The organism is Nocardioides mangrovicus, assembly GCF_003674065.1.
Classification (GTDB): Bacteria; Actinomycetota; Actinomycetes; order Propionibacteriales; family Nocardioidaceae; genus Marmoricola; species Marmoricola mangrovicus.
The window spans coordinates 279,160-297,299 of sequence record NZ_RDBE01000001.1; the positions used below are offsets into that span (position 1 = coordinate 279,160).

At 73.3% G+C, this 18,140-nt stretch carries 19 protein-coding genes; 10 read left to right on the forward strand and 9 right to left on the reverse strand.

Annotated elements, in window-relative coordinates; genetic code table 11:
- Window positions 1-49 precede the first annotated feature (49 nt).
- On the forward strand, window positions 50-1,075 hold the full coding sequence (locus tag D9V37_RS01415) for a DNA-directed RNA polymerase subunit alpha (protein ID WP_121804338.1): 1,026 nt from the start codon (window positions 50-52) through the stop codon (window positions 1,073-1,075).
- Between the two features lie 53 nt (window positions 1,076-1,128).
- The gene (gene rplQ / locus D9V37_RS01420) at window positions 1,129-1,725 is read left to right on the forward strand and encodes a 50S ribosomal protein L17 (protein ID WP_121804339.1); all 597 of its coding nucleotides are present in this window, start codon (window positions 1,129-1,131) and stop codon (window positions 1,723-1,725) included.
- Window positions 1,726-1,795: 70 nt separating this feature from the next.
- Here the strand turns inward: rplQ and D9V37_RS01425 are convergent, their stop codons facing one another.
- On the reverse strand, window positions 1,796-3,505 hold the full coding sequence (locus D9V37_RS01425) for an FAD-dependent oxidoreductase (protein WP_121804340.1): 1,710 nt from the start codon (window positions 3,503-3,505) through the stop codon (window positions 1,796-1,798).
- 18 nt (window positions 3,506-3,523) lie between these two features.
- On the opposite strand from D9V37_RS01425, the gene truA reads away from it, so the two are divergent.
- From truA to mgrA, 3 genes are read left to right on the forward strand one after another with little or no spacing between them, the layout of a single operon-like run.
- On the forward strand, window positions 3,524-4,324 hold the full coding sequence (gene truA, locus D9V37_RS01430; RefSeq protein WP_121804341.1) for a tRNA pseudouridine(38-40) synthase TruA: 801 nt from the start codon (window positions 3,524-3,526) through the stop codon (window positions 4,322-4,324).
- Window positions 4,321-4,926 carry a class I SAM-dependent methyltransferase gene (locus D9V37_RS01435; protein ID WP_121804342.1) on the forward strand — a complete coding sequence of 202 codons (606 nt, stop codon included), beginning with the start codon at window positions 4,321-4,323 and terminating at the stop codon, window positions 4,924-4,926. Before truA ends, D9V37_RS01435 begins: the two co-directional genes overlap by 4 nt.
- A 5-nt stretch (window positions 4,927-4,931) precedes the next feature.
- Complete coding sequence (gene mgrA / locus D9V37_RS01440) at window positions 4,932-5,978, forward strand: L-glyceraldehyde 3-phosphate reductase (protein ID WP_121804901.1); 1,047 nt, start codon at window positions 4,932-4,934, stop codon at window positions 5,976-5,978.
- 109 nt (window positions 5,979-6,087) lie between these two features.
- On the opposite strand, the gene D9V37_RS01445 is transcribed toward mgrA, so the two are convergent.
- Genes D9V37_RS01445 through D9V37_RS01465 form a run of 5 tightly spaced genes read right to left on the reverse strand, consistent with a single transcriptional unit; the run spans window position 6,088 to window position 9,722 of the window.
- Window positions 6,088-6,900: an MOSC domain-containing protein gene (locus tag D9V37_RS01445; RefSeq protein ID WP_121804343.1), complete on the reverse strand. Its 813-nt coding sequence runs from the start codon at window positions 6,898-6,900 to the stop codon at window positions 6,088-6,090.
- Between the two features lie 4 nt (window positions 6,901-6,904).
- The gene (locus tag D9V37_RS01450) at window positions 6,905-7,108 is read right to left on the reverse strand and encodes a ferredoxin (protein WP_121804344.1); all 204 of its coding nucleotides are present in this window, start codon (window positions 7,106-7,108) and stop codon (window positions 6,905-6,907) included.
- Window positions 7,105-8,202: an NADH-ubiquinone oxidoreductase-F iron-sulfur binding region domain-containing protein gene (locus D9V37_RS01455; protein ID WP_121804345.1), complete on the reverse strand. Its 1,098-nt coding sequence runs from the start codon at window positions 8,200-8,202 to the stop codon at window positions 7,105-7,107. The genes D9V37_RS01450 and D9V37_RS01455 overlap by 4 nt, the downstream gene beginning before the upstream one ends.
- On the reverse strand, window positions 8,199-8,762 hold the full coding sequence (locus D9V37_RS01460; RefSeq protein WP_121804346.1) for a ferric reductase-like transmembrane domain-containing protein: 564 nt from the start codon (window positions 8,760-8,762) through the stop codon (window positions 8,199-8,201). The genes D9V37_RS01455 and D9V37_RS01460 overlap by 4 nt, the downstream gene beginning before the upstream one ends.
- A 48-nt stretch (window positions 8,763-8,810) precedes the next feature.
- The gene (locus D9V37_RS01465; protein ID WP_121804347.1) at window positions 8,811-9,722 is read right to left on the reverse strand and encodes an FAD:protein FMN transferase; all 912 of its coding nucleotides are present in this window, start codon (window positions 9,720-9,722) and stop codon (window positions 8,811-8,813) included.
- A gap of 15 nt (window positions 9,723-9,737) precedes the next feature.
- On the opposite strand from D9V37_RS01465, the gene D9V37_RS01470 reads away from it, so the two are divergent.
- The gene (locus D9V37_RS01470; protein WP_121804348.1) at window positions 9,738-10,004 is read left to right on the forward strand and encodes a hypothetical protein; all 267 of its coding nucleotides are present in this window, start codon (window positions 9,738-9,740) and stop codon (window positions 10,002-10,004) included.
- A 117-nt stretch (window positions 10,005-10,121) separates the two neighbouring features.
- A complete protein-coding gene (locus D9V37_RS01475; RefSeq protein WP_121804349.1) occupies window positions 10,122-11,801 on the forward strand; it encodes an ABC-F family ATP-binding cassette domain-containing protein in 1,680 nt (559 codons plus the stop codon).
- A gap of 266 nt (window positions 11,802-12,067) precedes the next feature.
- Here the strand turns inward: D9V37_RS01475 and D9V37_RS01480 are convergent, their stop codons facing one another.
- The 3 genes from D9V37_RS01480 to D9V37_RS01490 are packed head-to-tail and all read right to left on the reverse strand — an operon-like array spanning window position 12,068 to window position 15,497.
- On the reverse strand, window positions 12,068-12,646 hold the full coding sequence (locus D9V37_RS01480) for a DedA family protein (protein ID WP_158604342.1): 579 nt from the start codon (window positions 12,644-12,646) through the stop codon (window positions 12,068-12,070).
- Window positions 12,643-13,413 carry an MBL fold metallo-hydrolase gene (locus tag D9V37_RS01485; protein ID WP_121804351.1) on the reverse strand — a complete coding sequence of 257 codons (771 nt, stop codon included), beginning with the start codon at window positions 13,411-13,413 and terminating at the stop codon, window positions 12,643-12,645. The genes D9V37_RS01480 and D9V37_RS01485 overlap by 4 nt, the downstream gene beginning before the upstream one ends.
- Complete coding sequence (locus tag D9V37_RS01490; protein ID WP_147455832.1) at window positions 13,410-15,497, reverse strand: phage holin family protein; 2,088 nt, start codon at window positions 15,495-15,497, stop codon at window positions 13,410-13,412. Before D9V37_RS01490 ends, D9V37_RS01485 begins: the two co-directional genes overlap by 4 nt.
- 24 nt (window positions 15,498-15,521) lie before the next feature.
- On the opposite strand from D9V37_RS01490, the gene D9V37_RS01495 reads away from it, so the two are divergent.
- The 3 genes from D9V37_RS01495 (at window position 15,522) to D9V37_RS01505 (ending at window position 18,136) form a co-directional block, all read left to right on the forward strand.
- Window positions 15,522-16,163, forward strand: coding sequence for an HAD family hydrolase (locus D9V37_RS01495; RefSeq protein WP_121804902.1), 642 nt, complete (start codon window positions 15,522-15,524; stop codon window positions 16,161-16,163).
- Between the two features lie 66 nt (window positions 16,164-16,229).
- On the forward strand, window positions 16,230-17,828 hold the full coding sequence (locus D9V37_RS01500) for a long-chain-fatty-acid--CoA ligase (RefSeq protein ID WP_121804353.1): 1,599 nt from the start codon (window positions 16,230-16,232) through the stop codon (window positions 17,826-17,828).
- A gap of 47 nt (window positions 17,829-17,875) precedes the next feature.
- A complete protein-coding gene (locus D9V37_RS01505) occupies window positions 17,876-18,136 on the forward strand; it encodes a hypothetical protein (protein ID WP_121804354.1) in 261 nt (86 codons plus the stop codon).
- Window positions 18,137-18,140: the final 4 nt, after the last annotated feature.

Below are 18,140 nucleotides of genomic sequence, written 5' to 3' on the forward strand. Positions count from 1 at the left end.
GCAGTTCGAGCTCGTCATATAGCGGGTGGGCTCGGAAAGGAAACCAGCAGTGCTCATCGCTCAGCGTCCGACCCTGTCGGAAGAGACCGTCGACGAGTTCCGCTCCCGGTTCGTCATCGAGCCGCTCGAGCCGGGCTTCGGCTACACCCTGGGCAACTCGCTGCGTCGCACCCTGCTGTCCTCGATCCCTGGTGCCTCCGTCACCAGCATCAAGGTCGACACCGCGCTGCACGAGTTCTCCACGATCGAGGGCGTCAAGGAGGACGTCACCGAGATCATCCTCAACCTCAAGGGCCTCGTCGTCTCCTCCGAGCACGACGAGCCGGTCACCATGTACCTGCGCAAGCAGGGCGCCGGTGACGTCACCGCGGCCGACATCGCGCCGCCGGCCGGCGTCGAGGTGCACAACCCCGACCTGAAGATCGCCACCCTCAACGACAAGGGCAAGCTCGAGATGGAGCTCGTCGTCGAGCGGGGTCGCGGCTACGTCAGCGCCGTGCAGAACAAGGGCGCCGACAACGAGATCGGCCGGATGCCGGTGGACTCGATCTACTCGCCGGTCCTGAAGGTGACCTACAAGGTCGAGGCCACCCGTGTCGAGCAGCGCACCGACTTCGACAAGCTGGTCATCGACGTCGAGACCAAGCAGTCGATCCGCCCGCGCGACGCCATCGCCTCGGCCGGTAAGACCCTGGTCGAGCTGTTCGGGCTGGCCCGCGAGCTCAACGTCGAGGCCGAGGGCATCGACATCGGCCCGTCGCCGGTCGACGAGCAGCTGGCCGCCGACCTGGCGCTGCCGGTCGAGGACCTGCAGCTGACGGTCCGCTCCTACAACTGCCTCAAGCGCGAGGGCATCCACACGGTGGGCGAGCTGATCTCCCGCTCCGAGCAGGATCTGCTCGACATCCGCAACTTCGGCGCCAAGTCGATCGACGAGGTCAAGGCGAAGCTGCACGAGATGGGTCTCTCGCTCAAGGACAGCGCCCCGGGCTTCGACCCGTCGGCGCACCTGGCCGCCTACGACGACGACTACGACGAGGGCGACGGCGCCTCGCTCGAGGACGAGCAGTACTAGATCATCATCACTACCTCGGTACCTGACACGGCCGGGGAGGAACGAGAGTCACCATGCCTACTCCCAAGAAGGGTGCCCGCCTCGGCGGCAGCCCGTCGCACCAGCGGCTGATCGTCGCCAACCTGGCCACCGCGCTCTTCGAGCACGGTCGGATCACCACCACCGAGGCCAAGGCGCGTGTGCTGCGCCCGGTCGCGGAGAAGCTGATCACCAAGGCCAAGAAGGCCGAGCTCGGCAGCGTCGCGAGCATCCACCACCGTCGTGAGGTCCTCAGGACCATCCGCGACAAGTCGGTGGTGCACGCGCTGTTCACCGAGATCGCGCCGTCGTTCGCGGAGCGTCCGGGTGGCTACACCCGCATCACCAAGCTCGGCCCCCGCAAGGGCGACAACGCCCCCATGGCGGTCATCGAGCTGGTGACCGAGGCCTACGAGCCCAAGCCCGCCTCGGCGAAGCGCTCGACCCCGGCCCCGGCCGCCGCCCCGGTCGTGCAGGAGACCCCGGCTGAGGAGACCCCGGCTGAGGAGACCCCGGCTGAGGAGACCCCCGCCGAGGAGACCCCCGCCGAGGAGACTCCGGCCGAGGAGACCCCCGCCGAGGACTCCGCTGCCGAGGAGCCTGCTGTCGAGGAGTCCAAGGACAAGGCGTAGTAGCCAGCACCTGTCGAAGGGGCCCGTCACCGCGAGGTGGCGGGCCCCTTCGACGTCGGTGGCCGAGACGTCATACGTGCTGGCGCCCGGAGCGACCAGTTCGTATGACGTCCTGGGCCAGTTCGGCCAGGTACGCATGCACGAGCGGCACCACGGAGGCACCCTCGCCGGAGGCGGCGGCCACCCGCTTCATCGAGCCGCCGCGGACGTCGCCGGCGGCGTAGACGCCGGGGACGGTGGTCTCCAGGTTGGCCGGCGGCAGGCCTTCGGTCCACAGGTGCTGGGGGACGTCGCGGCCGGTGAGGACGAAGCCGTGCTCGTCGCGGCAGATCGGCTCGGGGATCCAGTCGCAGTGCGGCGAGGCGCCCAGCAGCAGGAAGAGACCGGCCGCCTCGTGGCGCGCGACGGTGCCGTCGGTGAGGTCGCGCACATCGATCCACTCCAGCGAGGCCTCGCCGCCGCCGTCGACGACCTCGGCGCAGGGCCGGATGGAGACGACCGGGTTGAAGGCGATCTCGCGGACCAGGTAGTCCGACATCGTCTCGGAGACCTCGGGGCGCCGGATCAGGATCGTCACCGAGCGGGCGAAGCGCGAGAGGTGCAGCGCGGCCTGACCGGCGGAGTTGCCGCCGCCGACCACGAACACGTCGCGGCCGTCCATGTCGCGGGCGGCACTGACGGCGGCGCCGTAGTGGACGCCGCGGCCGATGAGGTCGTCGACGGCGGGTACGCCGAGCCGCCGGTAGGCGACGCCGGAGGAGATGACCACCGAGCGGGCACGGACCTCGCCGCTCTCGGTGACCAGCCGGTGGGGCTCCCCGTCGGTGCCGGCGACCAGCGAGGTGACCGGCAGGCCGGTGAAGAAGCGCGTGCCGAACCGGATGGCCTGGCTGCGGGCGCGCTGGGCCAGCCGCATGCCGGAGATGCCGCGCGGGAAGCCGAGGTAGTTGCGGATCATCGAGCTGGTGCCGGCCTGCCCGCCGACGGCCTCGGCCTCGACGACGACGGTCGACAGGCCCTCGGAGGAGGCATAGACGGCGGCCGCCAGACCGGCCGGGCCGGCCCCGACGATGGCGACGTCGACGACCGTGTCGACGTCGACCTCGTCGGGTCGCCCGTAGATGCTGACCGCGACGTCGCGCACGGATGAGACCGGTTCGGGGACGCCGCGGGAGAACGCCCAGATGACCGGCAGCCGGCCCTGGTCATCGGGCGGCAGCTGGCCCAGCACGCGCCGGCCGACCTCGGAGTCGGGTGAGTAGACGCGGCTGGGCATGCCCATCCGGTCGAGGAAGTCGCGGATGGCGCCCACGACGGGATCGTGGGCGGTGGCGATGATCTTGGTCGACGGCACCTCTGGGTCGGGCACGGTGGAGCCCCAGTCGGAGAGCAGCTCGGTGAGCGCACCGTGGAACTCCTCGTCGCGGACCCCGCGTGGCATCAGCAGGTAGGCGTCGTACTTGCCCAGGGCCAACGCCGGGCGCAGCCCGTCGGCGTCCTCGCGGAACCGGGTGTAGTGGGCCGCGACGACGCGGCGGGCGGTGGGCACCAGGGTGCGCCACTCGTGGAAGGCCCAGAGGATCTCGGCGTCGGGCAGCGTCGACTCGGTGACGATGAGCGCCACCTGACGGCCCGCGTCGACCAGCTCACGGAGGCGCTCGTAGGACTCGGCCCCGCTCGTGGTGCAGACGACGTCGTACTCGCGCTCGTAGCGGGCGAGCTGCTCGCAGAGCACGTCGTCGTGCGCGGGGGCACAGATGAGGATGACCGGGGAGGGCACCTCACTATTCTTCACCGGGTGCGGTTGCGGATCGACCTCTCCTACGACGGCGCCGCCTTCCACGGCTGGGCGGCGCAGCCCGGGCTGCGCACCGTGCAGGGCGACCTGGAGGCGGCGCTCGACACCGTCCTGCGCACCACCGGCACCCAGCTAACCGTGGCCGGGCGCACCGACAGCGGGGTGCACGCACGCGGTCAGGTGGCGCACGTCGACGTCGATCAGCACGACGACCGGCTCGCCCGACGGCTCAACGGGGTGCTGGCCCACGACGTCCGCGTGAGGTCGGTGAGCGAGGCGCCCGAGGGGTTCGACGCCCGGTTCTCGGCGCTGTGGCGGCGCTACGCCTACCGGATCGCCGACACCGCCGAGGCGATGGACCCGCTGCGGCGCGGCGAGGTGGTGGCCTGGCCGCGGCTGCTCGACGTCGACGCGATGAACCGGGCGGCGGCGGCGCTGCTCGGCGAGCACGACTTCGCCGCGTTCTGCAAGCGTCGTGAGGGGGCCACCACCATCCGCACGCTGCTCGACCTGGCGTGGGAGCGCGACGCCTCGGGCGTGCTGGTGGGCACCGTGCGCGCCGACGCGTTCTGCCACAGCATGGTGCGGGCGCTGGTGGGCTGCCTGGCCGCCGTCGGGGAGGGGCGCCGCGACGCCGGCTGGGCGGGCGAGGTGCTGGCCGGGCAGCGACGCGACCCCGGCGTCACGGTCATGCCCGCCCACGGGCTGACGCTGGAGGAGGTCGGCTACCCGCCCGACGACGACCTGGCGGACCAGGCCTCCCGGGCCCGAGTGGTGCGCACGCTGGGATCCACCCCGTGACCGACCACTACTTCTCCGCCGACCCGAGCGTGCCGTTCGAGCGGTCGCCGGTGGCCGCCACGGTCTGGGGGCACGACCTCGAGCTCTCCTCCGGCAGCGGCGTGTTCGCCAACGGTCGGCTCGACGTCGGCACCGCGGTGCTGCTGCGCGAGACCGAGCCGCCCGGCCCCGGTCGCTACCTCGACCTGGGCTGCGGCTACGGCGTCATCGGGCTGGCGATCGCCGTGGCCCAGCCGAGTGCGGTGGTCGACGCGGTGGACGTCAACGAGCGTGCGCTGCTGCTGGCCAACGAGAATGCCGCCTCGCTCGACGTCGCCGACCGCTACACCGCGGCCACCTCGCTGCCGGAGACGACGTACGACGAGATCTGGTCCAACCCGCCGATCCGGATCGGCAAGCAGGCGCTGCACGAGCTGCTGCTCACCTGGCTGCCGCGGCTGGCGCCGGGCGGCCGTGCGGTGATGGTGGTGGGCAAGAACCTGGGGGCCGACTCGCTGGCGTCGTGGCTGGGCGAGCAGGGCTACCCGACCACGAAGCTGGCCAGCGCGAAGGGGTTCCGGGTGCTGGAGACGCGGGTGACCCCAGCCCGGATGACACAGTGACGTCCATGACCTGGACGCCGGCCGACGACCGCTACGACCACATGGAGTACCGCTTCACCGGGAGGAGCGGGTTGAAGCTGCCCGCGATGTCGCTGGGGCTGTGGCAGAACTTCGGCACCGACCGCCCCGAGGACACCCAGCGCGCCATCCTGCGGCGAGCGTTCGACCGGGGGGTCACCCACATCGACCTGGCCAACAACTACGGCCCGCCCTACGGGCGGGCCGAGGAGAACTTCGGCCGCTACCTGCGCGACGACTTCGCCGGCCTGCGCGACGAGCTGGTCATCTCGACCAAGGCCGGCTGGGACATGTGGCCCGGGCCGTACGGGCAGGGTGGCGGCTCGCGGAAGTACGTGCTGGCCTCGCTCGACCAGTCGCTGGCGCGGCTGGGCCTGGACTACGTCGACATCTTCTACAGCCACCGCTTCGACCCCGAGACGCCGGTGGCGGAGACGATGATGGCGCTCGACGCCGCCGTCCGCTCCGGGCGTGCGCTCTACGTCGGGATCTCCTCCTACTCGCCCACCAAGACCCGGGAGGCGGCCGAGATCGCGCGCGACCTCGGCACGCCGCTGCTGATCCATCAGCCCTCGTACTCGATGCTCAACCGCTGGATCGAGGAGCCGGGCCCCGACAACAGCCTCCTCGACGAGCTCGAGGCGCAGGGGATGGGCTGCATCGTGTTCACCGCGCTCGCCCAGGGCGTGCTCACCGACCGCTACCTCGACGGCGTCCCGGCCGACTCCCGTGCCGCGCGCGAGGGCAGCTCGATCGACCGGAGCCACCTCGACGAGCGGACGCTCGACCACGTGCGCCGGCTCAACCAGATCGCCGCCGACCGCGGCCAGCAGCTGGCCCAGCTCGCGCTGCAGTGGGCACTGCGCGACCCTCGGGTGACCTCGGCGGTCATCGGCGCCTCCAGCGTCGAGCAGCTCGACACCAACCTCGACGCCCTCGACGGCCCGCCGCTGACGGACGAGGAGCTGGCCCTGATCGACGCCGACGCGGTGGAGTCGGGCGTCAACCTGTGGGCCAAGCAGACCGCGGACTGAGCGGCCGCGATCGCCGGGCAGGTGCGCCAACCGCACCCGTGCGCACCTGGCGCGCCATCTCGGCCGGATTCGGCGCGCCCACGTCGCACGTGCGCAGCCGGCGCGAGGTCTAGCCCAGCACCTCGGCCTCGTCGCCGACCCGGATGACGGCGCCGGGGGAGTCGGGGACGAGGTTGACGCCGAAGAGCGTCTTGCTGCCGCGGCGGCGGATCCGGGCCAGTGTGGCGATCGGTTCGTGGCCGCGGGCGGCGGTCTCGGGGTCGATGGTGGTCAGCACGCAGCGGTCGCAGGGCTTGACCGAGCGGAAGGTGGCCTCGCCGATGCGGACCAGGTGCCAGTCGTCCTCCGCCCACGCCGGGGCGCCGCTCAGCACGACGTTGGGGCGGAACCGGGTCATCGTCATCGGCTCGTGCTGGCCCTGGTGCCTCTCGTGCACGGCGTCGTTGAGAGCGGCCAGCGACTCCTGCGTGGCGAGCAGCAGCGGGTAGCCGTCGGCGAAGGAGACGCGGTCGGTCGGCTCGGAGTAGTCGGGGTCGGTGGCCCGCCGGGTGGGGTCGTCGAGGTAGACGAGGTGGGCGTCGCGTCCCATCGCCTTCGACAGCCAGGCGTCGGCCTCGGCCCCGGCCGGTGCGGCGTCGAGGTCGCTGCTCCAGATGCCGACGCGCTGCAGCCGCTCGCCGGTCGGGCGGGCGACGGTGAGGTCGGGCAGGTCCGGCGCCCCGAGCACCAGCCCGGTCTCGGTGATGACCGGGCGGATCAGCACCATGGGGTTGCACTCGCGGGCGGTGATGACGTCGCCGTCGGCGTCGACGACCATCCAGCGGCGGTCGCCCCGCAGCCCCCACGGCTCGACCACGGCCTCGGCGATCGACTCGCCGCGACACGACTTCACCGGGTAGCGGCGGATGTCGGTCAGCTGCACCCCGTCAGGGTACGAGTCGCAGCGCCTGCAGCGGGCAGGCGTTGCGCGCGCGGTGGGCGTAGCGCTCGAGCTCGGCGGGCACCAGCGGGTCGCGCTCGCCGGAGCGGCTCTGCGGGTAGCCCCACTCGTCGGTGGCGAGCAGCTCGGGGAGCAGCTCGGCGCAGGCGCCGTGGCCGTCGCAGCGGGTCCAGTCGATGTGCACCCTCATGCCGCGTGACACCGGCCCGCCTGGTGCTCGGTGACGTGGCCGGCGAAGACCTGCATCGTGCTGGCCACGAAGCGGGCCGTGCCGTCGGGATGACCGCAGGCACCGCGGCCGATGACCAGCGCCTGCATGCGCTCGACGTCGGCGCTCAGGGTCGGGTCGGCCTCGCGCCGTGCCAGGCGGTCCAGCGCATGGGCCATGCGCGGCAGCCCGTTGAGGCACGGCCCGCACTGGCCGAGGCTCTCGCGGGCCAGGTAGGAGGCGATGTCGGCGCTGGCCCGCAGCGGGCAGTCGCGGCGGTCGAGCACGTGGACGATGCCGACGTCGAGCCGGTCGTCGGGACGGGTGCGCCAGGTGCCGTGGTAACCGCCGGCGAGCACCGCCCTCACTCGCATGGTGGCCACGCCGGCCGCCTCCAGCACCTCGCCCAGCGTCGAGCCCTCGGCCACCTCGTGGACGCCGGGCCTGGCCAGGACATCGGCGGAGCTGCCGCTCACCGAGACCAGCCGGGTGCCGGGCACGACGGCGTCGCCGTAGCGGGCGAGCAGGGCCAGCCGGGCCAGCGTCTCGGCATTGAGGACGAGCGTCGGGCGGCCGTCGAGCCCGTGCTGCCACACCGGGCGCCGCGGGTCGGAGGGGAGGCCCGGACGGCCGGCCAGCCGGTTGACCAGCGCCGACTCCTGGCCGGCGGCGAACCCGCCCTCGACGCGGCGTACCTCGACCGGGCGCTGGGCCGCTGCCACCTGGACGGCGGAGGGGTCGATGTGATGGCCGACCGCGAGCACGGTCCGCTTCACGCGGAGCGCACCGCCGAGGAGCTCCAGCCCGTCGAGCACGAGACCGGGTGAGGTCCGTAGCAGCAGGGCGTCCTTGCGTGAGAGTGGCTCGCCCTCCATCGCGTTGCCGACCACGACCGGTCGGGCGCGCGACGCCGCGACCGCCGCGAGCTTGCGCTCGGTGGGGAAGCCAGCGCCGCCGCGGCCGGTGAGACCCGAGCGGGCGGCGAGGTCGACGACCTCGTCGAGCGAGATCCGCGGCAGCGGGTCCGGTGGTGTGCCGCCCAGCAGTCGGGCGGTCGCCACGGGCGTGATGGTCATGTTCCGAGCCTCCGTTCGACGCGCACGCGGCCGCGCCCGACGAACGCCGGGGAGAGCCGCCAGCCGACCGCCAGGGCCACCGCGAGCACGCAGCCGGCGGCCAGGCCGATCATCCAGGCCGAGGTGTTGTCGGTGCCGTTGCCGACGGCGTGCGCGAGCGCCACCGGCCACATCAGGTAGGTGAGCAGGTGGACGGCGCGGAAGACCCGGGGGCCGACCCTGTCGCGCAGCAGGCTCACCACGGTGACCACGAGCAGCAGGTCGACCGCCAGCGTGCCGAGCCCCTGCCACAGCGGTCGGTAGTCGCCCAGGAACGGCACGACGGCGTCGACCACCGAGAGCTGGGCGTAGGGATCGAACATCAGCGAGCCCACGTGCACGGCGATGAGGCCGACGCCGGTCAGCGCCGCGGTGCGGTGCAGCTCGTTGAGGCCGAACCGGCCGACGCCCAATGCGTTGCGCCCGCCGCAGCCCATGATGCCGAGCACCATCGTCAGCGTGAAGCAGACCAGCGCGACGACGCCGGTTCCTCGGCCCAGCGCCCACAGTGCTTCATCCATGTCGGGCCTCATCCATCTCGGCCACGTCCCACTCGCACCCAGCCATGACTACGCCGCGACCTCGCGCGGGAACCCGTTGAGCGTGCGCACGGCGCCGGCCTCGTCGACCAGCCGTGTCGGCAGACCGAGACCCTCGAGCCACTCGACGGCGTCGTCGCCCTTGACGATGGCGGCGGTGGTCGCGGTGTTGGCGCGGGCGCAGTCCTCGGCCACGACGGTGACGGTGCGCCACGGGCCGCGGGTGGGCATGCCGGTGGCCGGGTCGAGCAGGTGGTGCAGCCGACGCTCGCCGGCGGTCCAGGTGCGGCGCATCGTGCTCGACGTCGCGATCGCGGCCCCCTCCGCGAGGCTGACCTGGTGCACCGAGTCGGTCGGCAGGTCCTGCACGGTGATCTGCCAGCCCCCGCGGGGGCCGGGGCCGGCGGTGGCGACGTCGCCGCCGAGCGAGACCAGCACTCCGCAGCCCAGCTGCTCCGCGACGGTCGCGGCGACGCGGTCGGCCGCGGCGGCCTTCGCGGTGGCGCCGAGGTCCAGCTGCACGTCGTCGGGACGGAAGACCCGGTGGCCGTCGAGCCGCAGGCTGCGCCAGCCCGCGGCGGGTCCCACGACGTCGCGCGGGTCGGCCTCGACCAGGCTCAGCGTCCGGCTGCGGACGGCCGCGATGTCGGCGTCGTAGCCCAGGCCGGTGATGGCCCGTCCCAGCGTCGGGTCCACGGCGCCGTCGGAGAGCCAGGCCGCGACGAGGGCCTCGCGCAGCAGCTCCGCCAGCATGGGGGAGACGTCGTTCCAGCCCGCGCGCAGCCGCATGAGCTCGGAGTCCGGGCGGAACCGGCTGCAGGCGGTCTCGACCTCGTGCAGCAGCTCACGGGCCAGCTGGACGGCCGGGGCGAGCGCGTCGACGTCTGTGGTGACCAGGCGGCACTCGCAGCTCCACAGGTCGAAGTCGTAGGTGGGCAGCACGGCTACGACCCGCTCGTGGTGGCCGCCGACGAGCTGTCGCTGCTGCCGGTGGTGACCAGGCTGCTGGTCTTGGTCGAGCTGCTCGATGAGCTCGAGGTGCCGTCCGACGTGGTGGTGGTCGGCGTGCCCGAGGAGGCCGTGCCCGTGCTGGAGGTCGTGGTCGCGGTGGCCGCGGTCTGCAGTCCCAGGGCGGTGGCGACGCCGAGTGAGGCGGCCACGGCGGTTCCCAAGAGGGCGCTGCGCAGCCGGCCGACGCGTCGGGTGCGGCGATCTCTATCGTGAACGGGGTCAGCGGAGGAGGTCATGGCCGTAAGGCTCCCGAGCGCCGCTGTGCCTTTCCTGTGGAGCGCCCGGGATTTCGGGATGCGTCGTCCGGTGCACCCGGCGCACAATCTCGGCATGGGTCACGTCGACGTCGCTGGGGTGCGCTACGAGCTCCCCGACGGCCGGGTGCTGCTCGACGACGTGTCGTTCCGGGTCGGCGAGGGTGCGAAGGTCGCGCTGGTCGGCGCCAACGGTGCCGGGAAGACGACGCTGCTGCGCATCGTCAGCGGCGAGCTGGTGCCGCACGCCGGTGCCGTGACCCGCAGCGGTGGGCTGGGCGAGATGCGGCAGCTGGTGACGCAGTCGGGTGCGCGGACGGTGGCCGAGCTGCTGCTCTCGGTGGCGCCGCCGCGCGTGCGCGCCGCCGCGGCGGAGGTCGACGCCTGCGAGCTGCTGCTCATGGACCGCGACGACGAGCCGACCCAGCTGCGCTACGCCACCGCGCTGGCCGAGTACGCCGACGCCGGCGGCTACGACCTCGAGGTCACCTGGGACGTGTGCTGCACCGCCGCGCTGGGCATCGGCTTCGACCGGGCCCGGCACCGCGACCTGGACACCCTCTCCGGCGGCGAGCAGAAGCGGCTGGTGCTGGAGTACCTGCTGGCCGGCCCCGACGAGGTGCTGCTGCTCGACGAGCCCGACAACTTCCTCGACGTGCCCGGCAAGCAGTGGCTCGAGCGGCGGATCACCGAGTCGGCGAAGACGATCTTGATGATCAGCCACGACCGCGAGCTGCTGGCCAACACCGCCACGCGGATCGTCACCGTGGAGCTGAGCGCGGCCGGCAACACGGTCTGGACCCACCCCGGCGGCTTCGCCTCCTACCACGACGCGCGGCGGGCACGGTTCGAGCGCTTCGAGGAGCTCGCCCGTCGCTGGGAGGAGGAGCACGCGAAGCTGAAGGCGCTCGTGCTGCGCTACAAGATCAAGGCCGAGTACAACGACGGCCTGGCCTCCCAGTACCGAGCGGCGCAGACCCGGCTGCGCAAGTTCGAGGAGGCCGGGCCGCCGCAGGCGATCCCCCGCGAGCAGCAGGTGACGATGCGGCTGACCGGTGGTCGTACCGGCAAGCGGGCGGTGGTGTGCGAGGGCGTGGAGCTGGTCGGCCTGATGCGCCCCTTCGACCTGGAGGTCTGGTACGGCGAACGGGTGGCGGTGCTGGGGTCCAACGGCTCGGGCAAGTCGCACTTCCTGCGGCTGCTGGCCGCCGGCGGCTCCGACCCCGACGTCGAGCACCGGCCGGTCTCCGAGCGCCCGGTGGAGCCGGTGCGCCACACCGGTACGGCCAAGCTGGGGGCTCGCGTCCGCCCGGGCTGGTTCGTCCAGACCCACGCTCACCCCGAGCTGGTCGGCCGCACGCTGCTGGAGATCCTGCACCGTGGCGACGGCCATCGCGCGGGCATGGGCCGCGAGCAGGCCGCCCGGGTGCTCGACCGCTACGAGCTCGCCCACGCCGCCGAGCAGCGGTTCGAGTCGCTCTCCGGCGGCCAGCAGGCCCGGTTCCAGATCCTGCTGCTGGAGCTGTCGGGTGCGACCCTGCTGCTGCTCGACGAGCCCACCGACAACCTCGACGTCGAGTCCGCCGAGGCGCTCGAGGCCGGCCTGCAGCAGTTCGATGGCACGGTGCTCGCCGTCACCCACGACCGGTGGTTCGCCCGGGGGTTCGACCGGTTCCTCGTCTACGGCGCCGACGGGTCGGTCTATGAGTCCGACGAGCCGGTGTGGGACGAGGGGCGGGTGGCGCGGGTCCGGTAGGGCCGGCGGCCGGCGGCCGGCGGGGGTTTTGCCGGGTGCCCGGCAAAACCCGGGGAATTCGGCTCGGATTTCGGTAGCGATGGGGGAGTTTCGGTCGGTCACCGTCCGGTTCGCCGGGATTGCGTGACGGGTGGCGCAGCTCGGCGGGCGGTGGGCCGGCGAGCGGCGGGGGTTTTGCCGGGTGCCCGGCAAAACCCCGAGATGGTGGCTCGGATTTCGGTACCAGCAGTGGAGTTTCCGTCACCCACCGCCCGGTTCGCCCCGGTTCACCGGTCCCGGCGCAGGCGGGGCAGGACGATGCCGAGCACCGCGGCCACGGCGATCACCACGACCAGGGCGATCGTGGTGTTGGGGATCAGCGAGTGGCCCACGACGCCGATCGCGGCGTACATGAGCGCCCACAGCAGGGCGGCGAGGGTGTCGGCGACGGCGAACTTCGCCAGGGGGTAGCCGCCGAGCGAGGCGGCCAGGAGCACCGGGATCCGGCCGGCGGGGATGAGGCGGGAGAGCAGCAGGGCGCGGACCTCGTTGGCCTCGATGCGCTGGCGCAGCCGGCGCAGGGTGCCCTCGGGGTCGTCGGCGTGGAGCCAGCCGACGCGCTGGGCCAGCGGGGCGCCGGCCACGCGGAGGACGGCGTAGGTGACCAGGTCGCCGAGGTAGGCGCCGGCGCCGCCGCAGGCCACGACGAGGGCGATCTCCCACGGGTGGTGGTTGCGCGCCAGCACGGCGGCCGCGCTGACGGCGGCCCCGGTGGGCACCACCGGCACCACCGAGCCGAAGGCGACGAGGCCGAGCAGCGTCAGCAGGTCCAGCGGTCCGATGCCCGGAGCGAGGTCCGGGGTCACACCAGCACCTGACGCTCGCCGAACAGCGGGGTCAGCGGGCGGGTGGCGACGCCGAGGTCGGCCACGGCGGCGTGGAAGCGGGTGGGCGGGGTGATGAAGAAGTGCCGGTGGTTGCGCGGGTGGACCCGGCGCAGCGCCATGGGCCAGAAGGTGCCGTAGTGCACCGCGAGGCTCCACGTGGCGCCCACCTCGGCCACCGCCGCCGCGGCCTGGGCGGGGTCGAGGTGCTCATCGCCCAGCGAGGGCCCCCAGCCGCCGATGGGCACGGCGGCGAGGTCGACGGCACCGACGCCGGTGAAGTCCAGCCGGCCGGTGTCGCCGGGGTACCAGAGGCTGCGGCCGGCGCGTTCGAGCCGGAAGCCGACCGCGGGCACCACCACGGGTGGCCGCGACACGTTCGAGCGGCGGCCGTCGTGGTGGGCGGGCAGCACCTGCACGCGGACGCCGGCCACCTCCACCTCCTCGCCCGGGGCCACCTCGAGGAGCGGTCGCCGGTCGAGGCCGCGCACCACGCGGGGTGCCCCGCGCGGCACCACCACCGGCACGTCGTCGTCGAACCGGTCCAGCGAGGGCAGGTGCAGGTGGTCGTGGTGCAGGTGCGAGACCAGCACCAGGTCGGCGCGGGCGGCCTCGGCCGGGGGAGCCGGTGGGCTGCGGCGCAGGTGGAACAGGTTGGTGGTGAGCAGCGGGTCGGTGGCCACCACGCGATCGCCCAGCTCCACCGACGTCGAGGAGTGGCCCCACCAGGTGACAGCCAGGCCGCTCATGCGCGCTCCAGCTCGAGCTCGGGGTCCGAGCGCAGCCCCAGCTGCCGCAGCCGGCCCACCAGCAGCCGGTGCACGCCCAACCCGTCGAGCGGGCCCTCGGGCACCTCCCAGTGGCCCGGGTGCACGAGCATGGCGTCGCTCTGCCAGCCGCCGAGGCCGCCGTGGGAGCCCACCAGCTCCTCGAACGCCGCCACCTCCCGCAGCGCGGGGTCCCAGCGGCCGAGCACGACGACGTCGCCCACGTGCCACTTCTCGTCCAGCGCCAGGAGATCGGCTGCCGCGTGCTTGCCGTACGCCGCCAGTGGATCGGCGCCCTCGACCTGCGACGTCTGCGGCCCGAGCGGGCCGCCGAGCAGCCGCCGCCCGCCCGCCCCCTCGACCACGAGCACGCCGTCGCCGCGACGGGTGACGACCAGGCCGACGTGCGCGAGCGCCAGCAGCCCGGGCAGCAGCCGAGGCGTGAGCGCCTCGACGTCCTCGCGCGCCAGCCGGCCCGGGACGTCGACCAGGTACAGGTGGGCGATGCTGCCCGAGGCCACCACGCGGACGCGGGTCACCTCGCGCGGGTCGGCCGGCGGGTCGGCGTCGGGCGACCCCGACTCGCGGCGTCGACCGGTGCGCGGGCCCAGCGGAGCGCGGCGTCCCTCGGCCTGCAGCAGGTTGACCGGCGCCAGCAGCTCGGCCGGCGCGCGGTGCTCCTCCTCGACGGTGGGGCAGTCGACCAGCTCGCGGACGGCCTCGGAGAGCGTGCGGCCCTCGCGTTGGGCGAAGGTGCTGCCCTGGGTCTGGCCGTGGTCGGAGACGACGACCAGCTCGTAGTCGCGGCCGACCTCCTCGGTGAGCTCGGCGAAGAACTGCACGACGCGGTCCATGCCCTCCAGGGTCCGCATCGACTCCGGCCGGGTGGGTCCGGCGTGGTGGGCGACCTCGTCGTAGTCGAGCAGGTCGACGTAGATCACCGGCACGCCGCGCGCCATCTGCTCGGCGACGATGGCGACGCTGAGGTCGCGCAGCACCACCGTCGTCAGCCCGCGCAGGAAGAGGAACGCGCCGGTGCGCGAGACCCGCGGCTCCACGTTGCGTCGCCGCTGCCGGCGCCCCTGGTGCCACTCGGTGACGATCTGCCCGGCCAGCAGCACCAGTGCGCGCAGGAACCCGGTGCGCGAGGTGACGAAGGCGGCCGCTCCGCGTTCCTTGAGCACGCGAGGGCGGCTCATCGTCAGCGCCTGCTCCGGGGCGTCGCCGGAGAACAGGTTGGCCACGCTGAACCCGCCGTCGGCCAGCAGACCGCGGCCGTCGGTGAAGTCGGCCTCGGCCTCGGCGGCGTCGCCCGCGCGGCTGCACTCCAGCAGCCGGCCGCGGTCCTTGTCCCACCAGCGGAAGGCCGGGATGGCGGTGGCCTGGCCGTGCAGCAGGACCGCTTGCCCCGCGGGCGTCGTCGAGGGCAGTCCGGTGTGCCAGTGCCGCAGCCGGTAGCCGTCGTCGCGGATCATCCGGGTGATCGCCGGGATGGCGCCGGCGGCCGAGGCCTGGCGCAGCAGCGGCTCGGCGACGCCGTCGAGCTGCACCACCAGCAGACCGGGGCCGCTGACGTCGTGCTGCCGCGCCACACGCACCGCCCGGCCGAGCACCTGGGCGAAGAAGACCTCCTCGGTGCTGGAGTCGACCACCCAGTTCAGGGCCGCGGCCACCAGCGAGACCAGCAGCGCCGCGAGCAGGGTCTCGGGCACGGCCAGCGGCTGGATCCCGGGCACGAGCGCCAGCGCGACGCCCAGCACCACCGACTGCGCCAGCAGGCCCACCACGAGCAGGCCGATGCTGCCCAGCAACACGGTGAGCAGCGTCAGGAACGGACGCACCACGGCGCCGACCGCGAGCACGGTGAGCACCAGCGTCGCGATCGTCTCGGCGCCGCCGTCGGGCACCTGCTCGCCCGGCAGGATCCAGAGCGTCGCGGCGAGCGCGGCGAAGGAGACCAGCAACGACCGCATCGCGTTGCCCAGCCAGCGCCAGCTGAACCGCCACGTGGCGAAGCGGCGCCCGGCCAGCACCAGGCGACGTGCCCATCCGCCCGTCCGCCACACGTGGTCGAGACTAGTGTCGTGCGCTTGGCTGACTTCGACCTGGTGATCTGGGACTGCGACGGGGTGCTGGTCGACTCCGAGATCCTCACGGTGGAGGTGGAGCAGCGGCTGCTGGCCGAGATCGGCTGGCCGATGACGCGCGAGGAGGTCATCGCCTCCTTCATGGGGCGCACGCTGGCCTCGGAGGTCGCGGAGATCGCCGAGCGACTCGGCGCGGACGCCGCGCACCGGTTCGAGACCGAGCTGGTGCCCACGCTGGAGGAGGTCTTCGAGCGCGAGCTCCGCCCGGTCGAGGGCGTGCCGGAGGTGCTCGCGGCGCTCGAGGAGGCCGGCGTGGCGTGCTGCGTCGCCTCCAGCGGCACGCCGACCGGCATCCGTCGCAAGCTCGCGCTCACCGGTCTCACCGAGCGCTTCGGCGACCGGATCTCCTCCGGCGTGGAGGTCGAGCACGGCAAGCCCGCCCCTGACCTCTTCCTGCTCGCCGCCACGCGCATGGGCGTCGACCCGCAGCGGTGCGTGGTGCTCGAGGACAGCGTCCACGGCGTCACCGGAGGTGTCGCGGCCGGCATGACGGTGCTCGGGTACGCCGGCGGCCTGGCGCCGGCGGCCGAGCTGCGAGCCGCCGGCGCGACGACCTTCGAGGCGATGCGCGATCTCACGGTGTAGGTGCAGCGCGGGGGCTGGCGGCCCGACCCTGGCGCGACGCTTGTGTCGTCTGTCACAGTCACGGCCATGACGCAGACCGCCGCGCAGCCGGTTGCCCACGACGCCCCGGAGCCGCGGTTCCTCGACGACCGCCTCGCCCACTGGGCCGCCACGACGCCCGACGCGGACGCGATCACCTACCTCGACCGCACCTGGACCTGGTCGCAGCTCGACGACCGGGTGCGGCGGCTGGCGGGGGCGCTCAGCGCCTGGGGGGTGGGGCGCGGAGACGTCGTCTCCTTCCTGGACAAGAACCACCCCGCCTGCGTGGAGCTGACGCTGGCCGCGGCCACCCTGGGCGCGGCCAACGCGATCGTGAACTTCCGGCTCGCCGGCGACGAGGTGGACCACGCGGTCAACGACGCGGGCGCCACGGTGCTGCTGGTGGGGGCCGAGCTGATGCCACTGGTGGAGCGCATCCGCGAACGGCTCACCACGGTGGAGCACGTCGTCGTGCTCACCCCCGACGGCGGGGAGGGCGACGAGTACGAGGCGCTGCTGGCGGCCGCCTCGCCGCGCCCACGCGGTGAGGACGTCGACCCCGAGGACGTCTGCCTGGTGATGTACTCCAGCGGCACCACCGGCCGCCCCAAGGGCGTGCAGCTGCGCCAGCGCAACCTGATCCGCCACACCGTGAACGCGCACGAGGGCTGGAGCTTCGACCCTGGCGACAAGAACCTGGTGGCGATGCCGCTCTTCCACGTCGGCGGCTCGTCCTACGTGCTGTTCGGCATCCACGACGGCGTGGCCAGCGTCATGACCCGCGACCCCGACGGTGCCTCGCTGGCCGCCGCGATCTTTCAGGGCGCGAACCGCACCTTCCTGGTGCCCGCGGTGCTCGCGCAGGTGCTGCAGTCCGGGCCCGAGGCGATCGCGGTCTTCGGGCGGCTCAAGACCTACACCTACGGCGCCGCGCCCATGCCGCTGCCGCTGCTGCGCGCGGCCATCGAGGCGTGGCCCGCGACCGACTTCATCCAGGTCTACGGGCTCACCGAGGTCTGCGGCGTCATCACCCACCTGATGCCGGCCGAGCACCGCGACCCCGAGCACCCCGAGCGGCTGGTCTCGGCGGGCAAGCCGATCGCGGAGGCGGAGCTGCGCGTGGTCGACCCGGCGACGCTGAGCGACGTCGGGGTCGACGAGCACGGCGAGCTGTGGTTCCGCACGCCGCAGCTGATGAAGGGGTTCCTCCACCGGCCGGAGGAGACCGCGGCGGTGATCACCGACGATGGCTGGTTCCGCACGGGCGACATGGGCCGCGTGGACGCCGACGGCTACGTCTACGTCGAGGACCGGCTCAAGGACATGATCATCACCGGGGGCGAGAACGTGTACTCCCCCGAGGTGGAGCGCGTGCTGGCCGAGCACCCGGCGGTCGCGGAGGTGGCCGTCATCGGCGTTCCCAACGACCGCTGGGGCGAGACGGTGAAGGCGGTCGTCTCGCTGCGGGCGGGCGCCGATGCGGGGGAGGAGGAGCTCATCGCCTACTGCCGTGAGCACCTGGCCCGCTTCAAGTGCCCGACGTCGGTCGACGTGCTCGAGGCGCTGCCGCGCAACCCCACCGGCAAGATCCTCAAGCGCGACCTGCGCCAGCCCTACTGGCAGGAGCGCGACCGGCGGGTGTGACCTGCAGGTTTTGGCTCGTCGCGGAGGGTTTTGGCACGATCCGGCCCATGGCGTACGACCCGACCCGGACCGGTCCGCGCTCCTACCTCCCGTGGTTCCTGGCCGGCACCGCGCTGGCCCTGGTGGCCCTGGTCTACGCCCTGCTGTCGCGCTACGGCTGGTTCGTGGTGGGCGCGGCCGTGCTGCTGCTGACCCTGGTGGGCGCGGTGGCCGGCATGGTGCTGCGCGACAGCCACGACCGGGTGGTCACCGCCGGTCACTCGCTGCGCGAGGCCGTGCGACGCCTGGCCCACGCCCTCTGGTACTAGCCCG

Coding starts and splice junctions, on each gene's coding strand:
- rplQ (WP_121804339.1), top strand. CDS start 1,129: ATGCCTACTCCCAAGAAGGGTGCCCGCCTCGGCGGCAGCCCGTCGCAC.
- mgrA (WP_121804901.1), top strand. CDS start 4,932: ATGACCTGGACGCCGGCCGACGACCGCTACGACCACATGGAGTACCGC.
- D9V37_RS01450 (WP_121804344.1), bottom strand. CDS start 7,108: ATGAGGGTGCACATCGACTGGACCCGCTGCGACGGCCACGGCGCCTGC.
- D9V37_RS01455 (WP_121804345.1), bottom strand. CDS start 8,202: ATGACCATCACGCCCGTGGCGACCGCCCGACTGCTGGGCGGCACACCA.
- D9V37_RS01460 (WP_121804346.1), bottom strand. CDS start 8,762: ATGGATGAAGCACTGTGGGCGCTGGGCCGAGGAACCGGCGTCGTCGCG.
- D9V37_RS01475 (WP_121804349.1), top strand. CDS start 10,122: ATGGGTCACGTCGACGTCGCTGGGGTGCGCTACGAGCTCCCCGACGGC.
- D9V37_RS01485 (WP_121804351.1), bottom strand. CDS start 13,413: ATGAGCGGCCTGGCTGTCACCTGGTGGGGCCACTCCTCGACGTCGGTG.
- D9V37_RS01500 (WP_121804353.1), top strand. CDS start 16,230: ATGACGCAGACCGCCGCGCAGCCGGTTGCCCACGACGCCCCGGAGCCG.
- D9V37_RS01505 (WP_121804354.1), top strand. CDS start 17,876: ATGGCGTACGACCCGACCCGGACCGGTCCGCGCTCCTACCTCCCGTGG.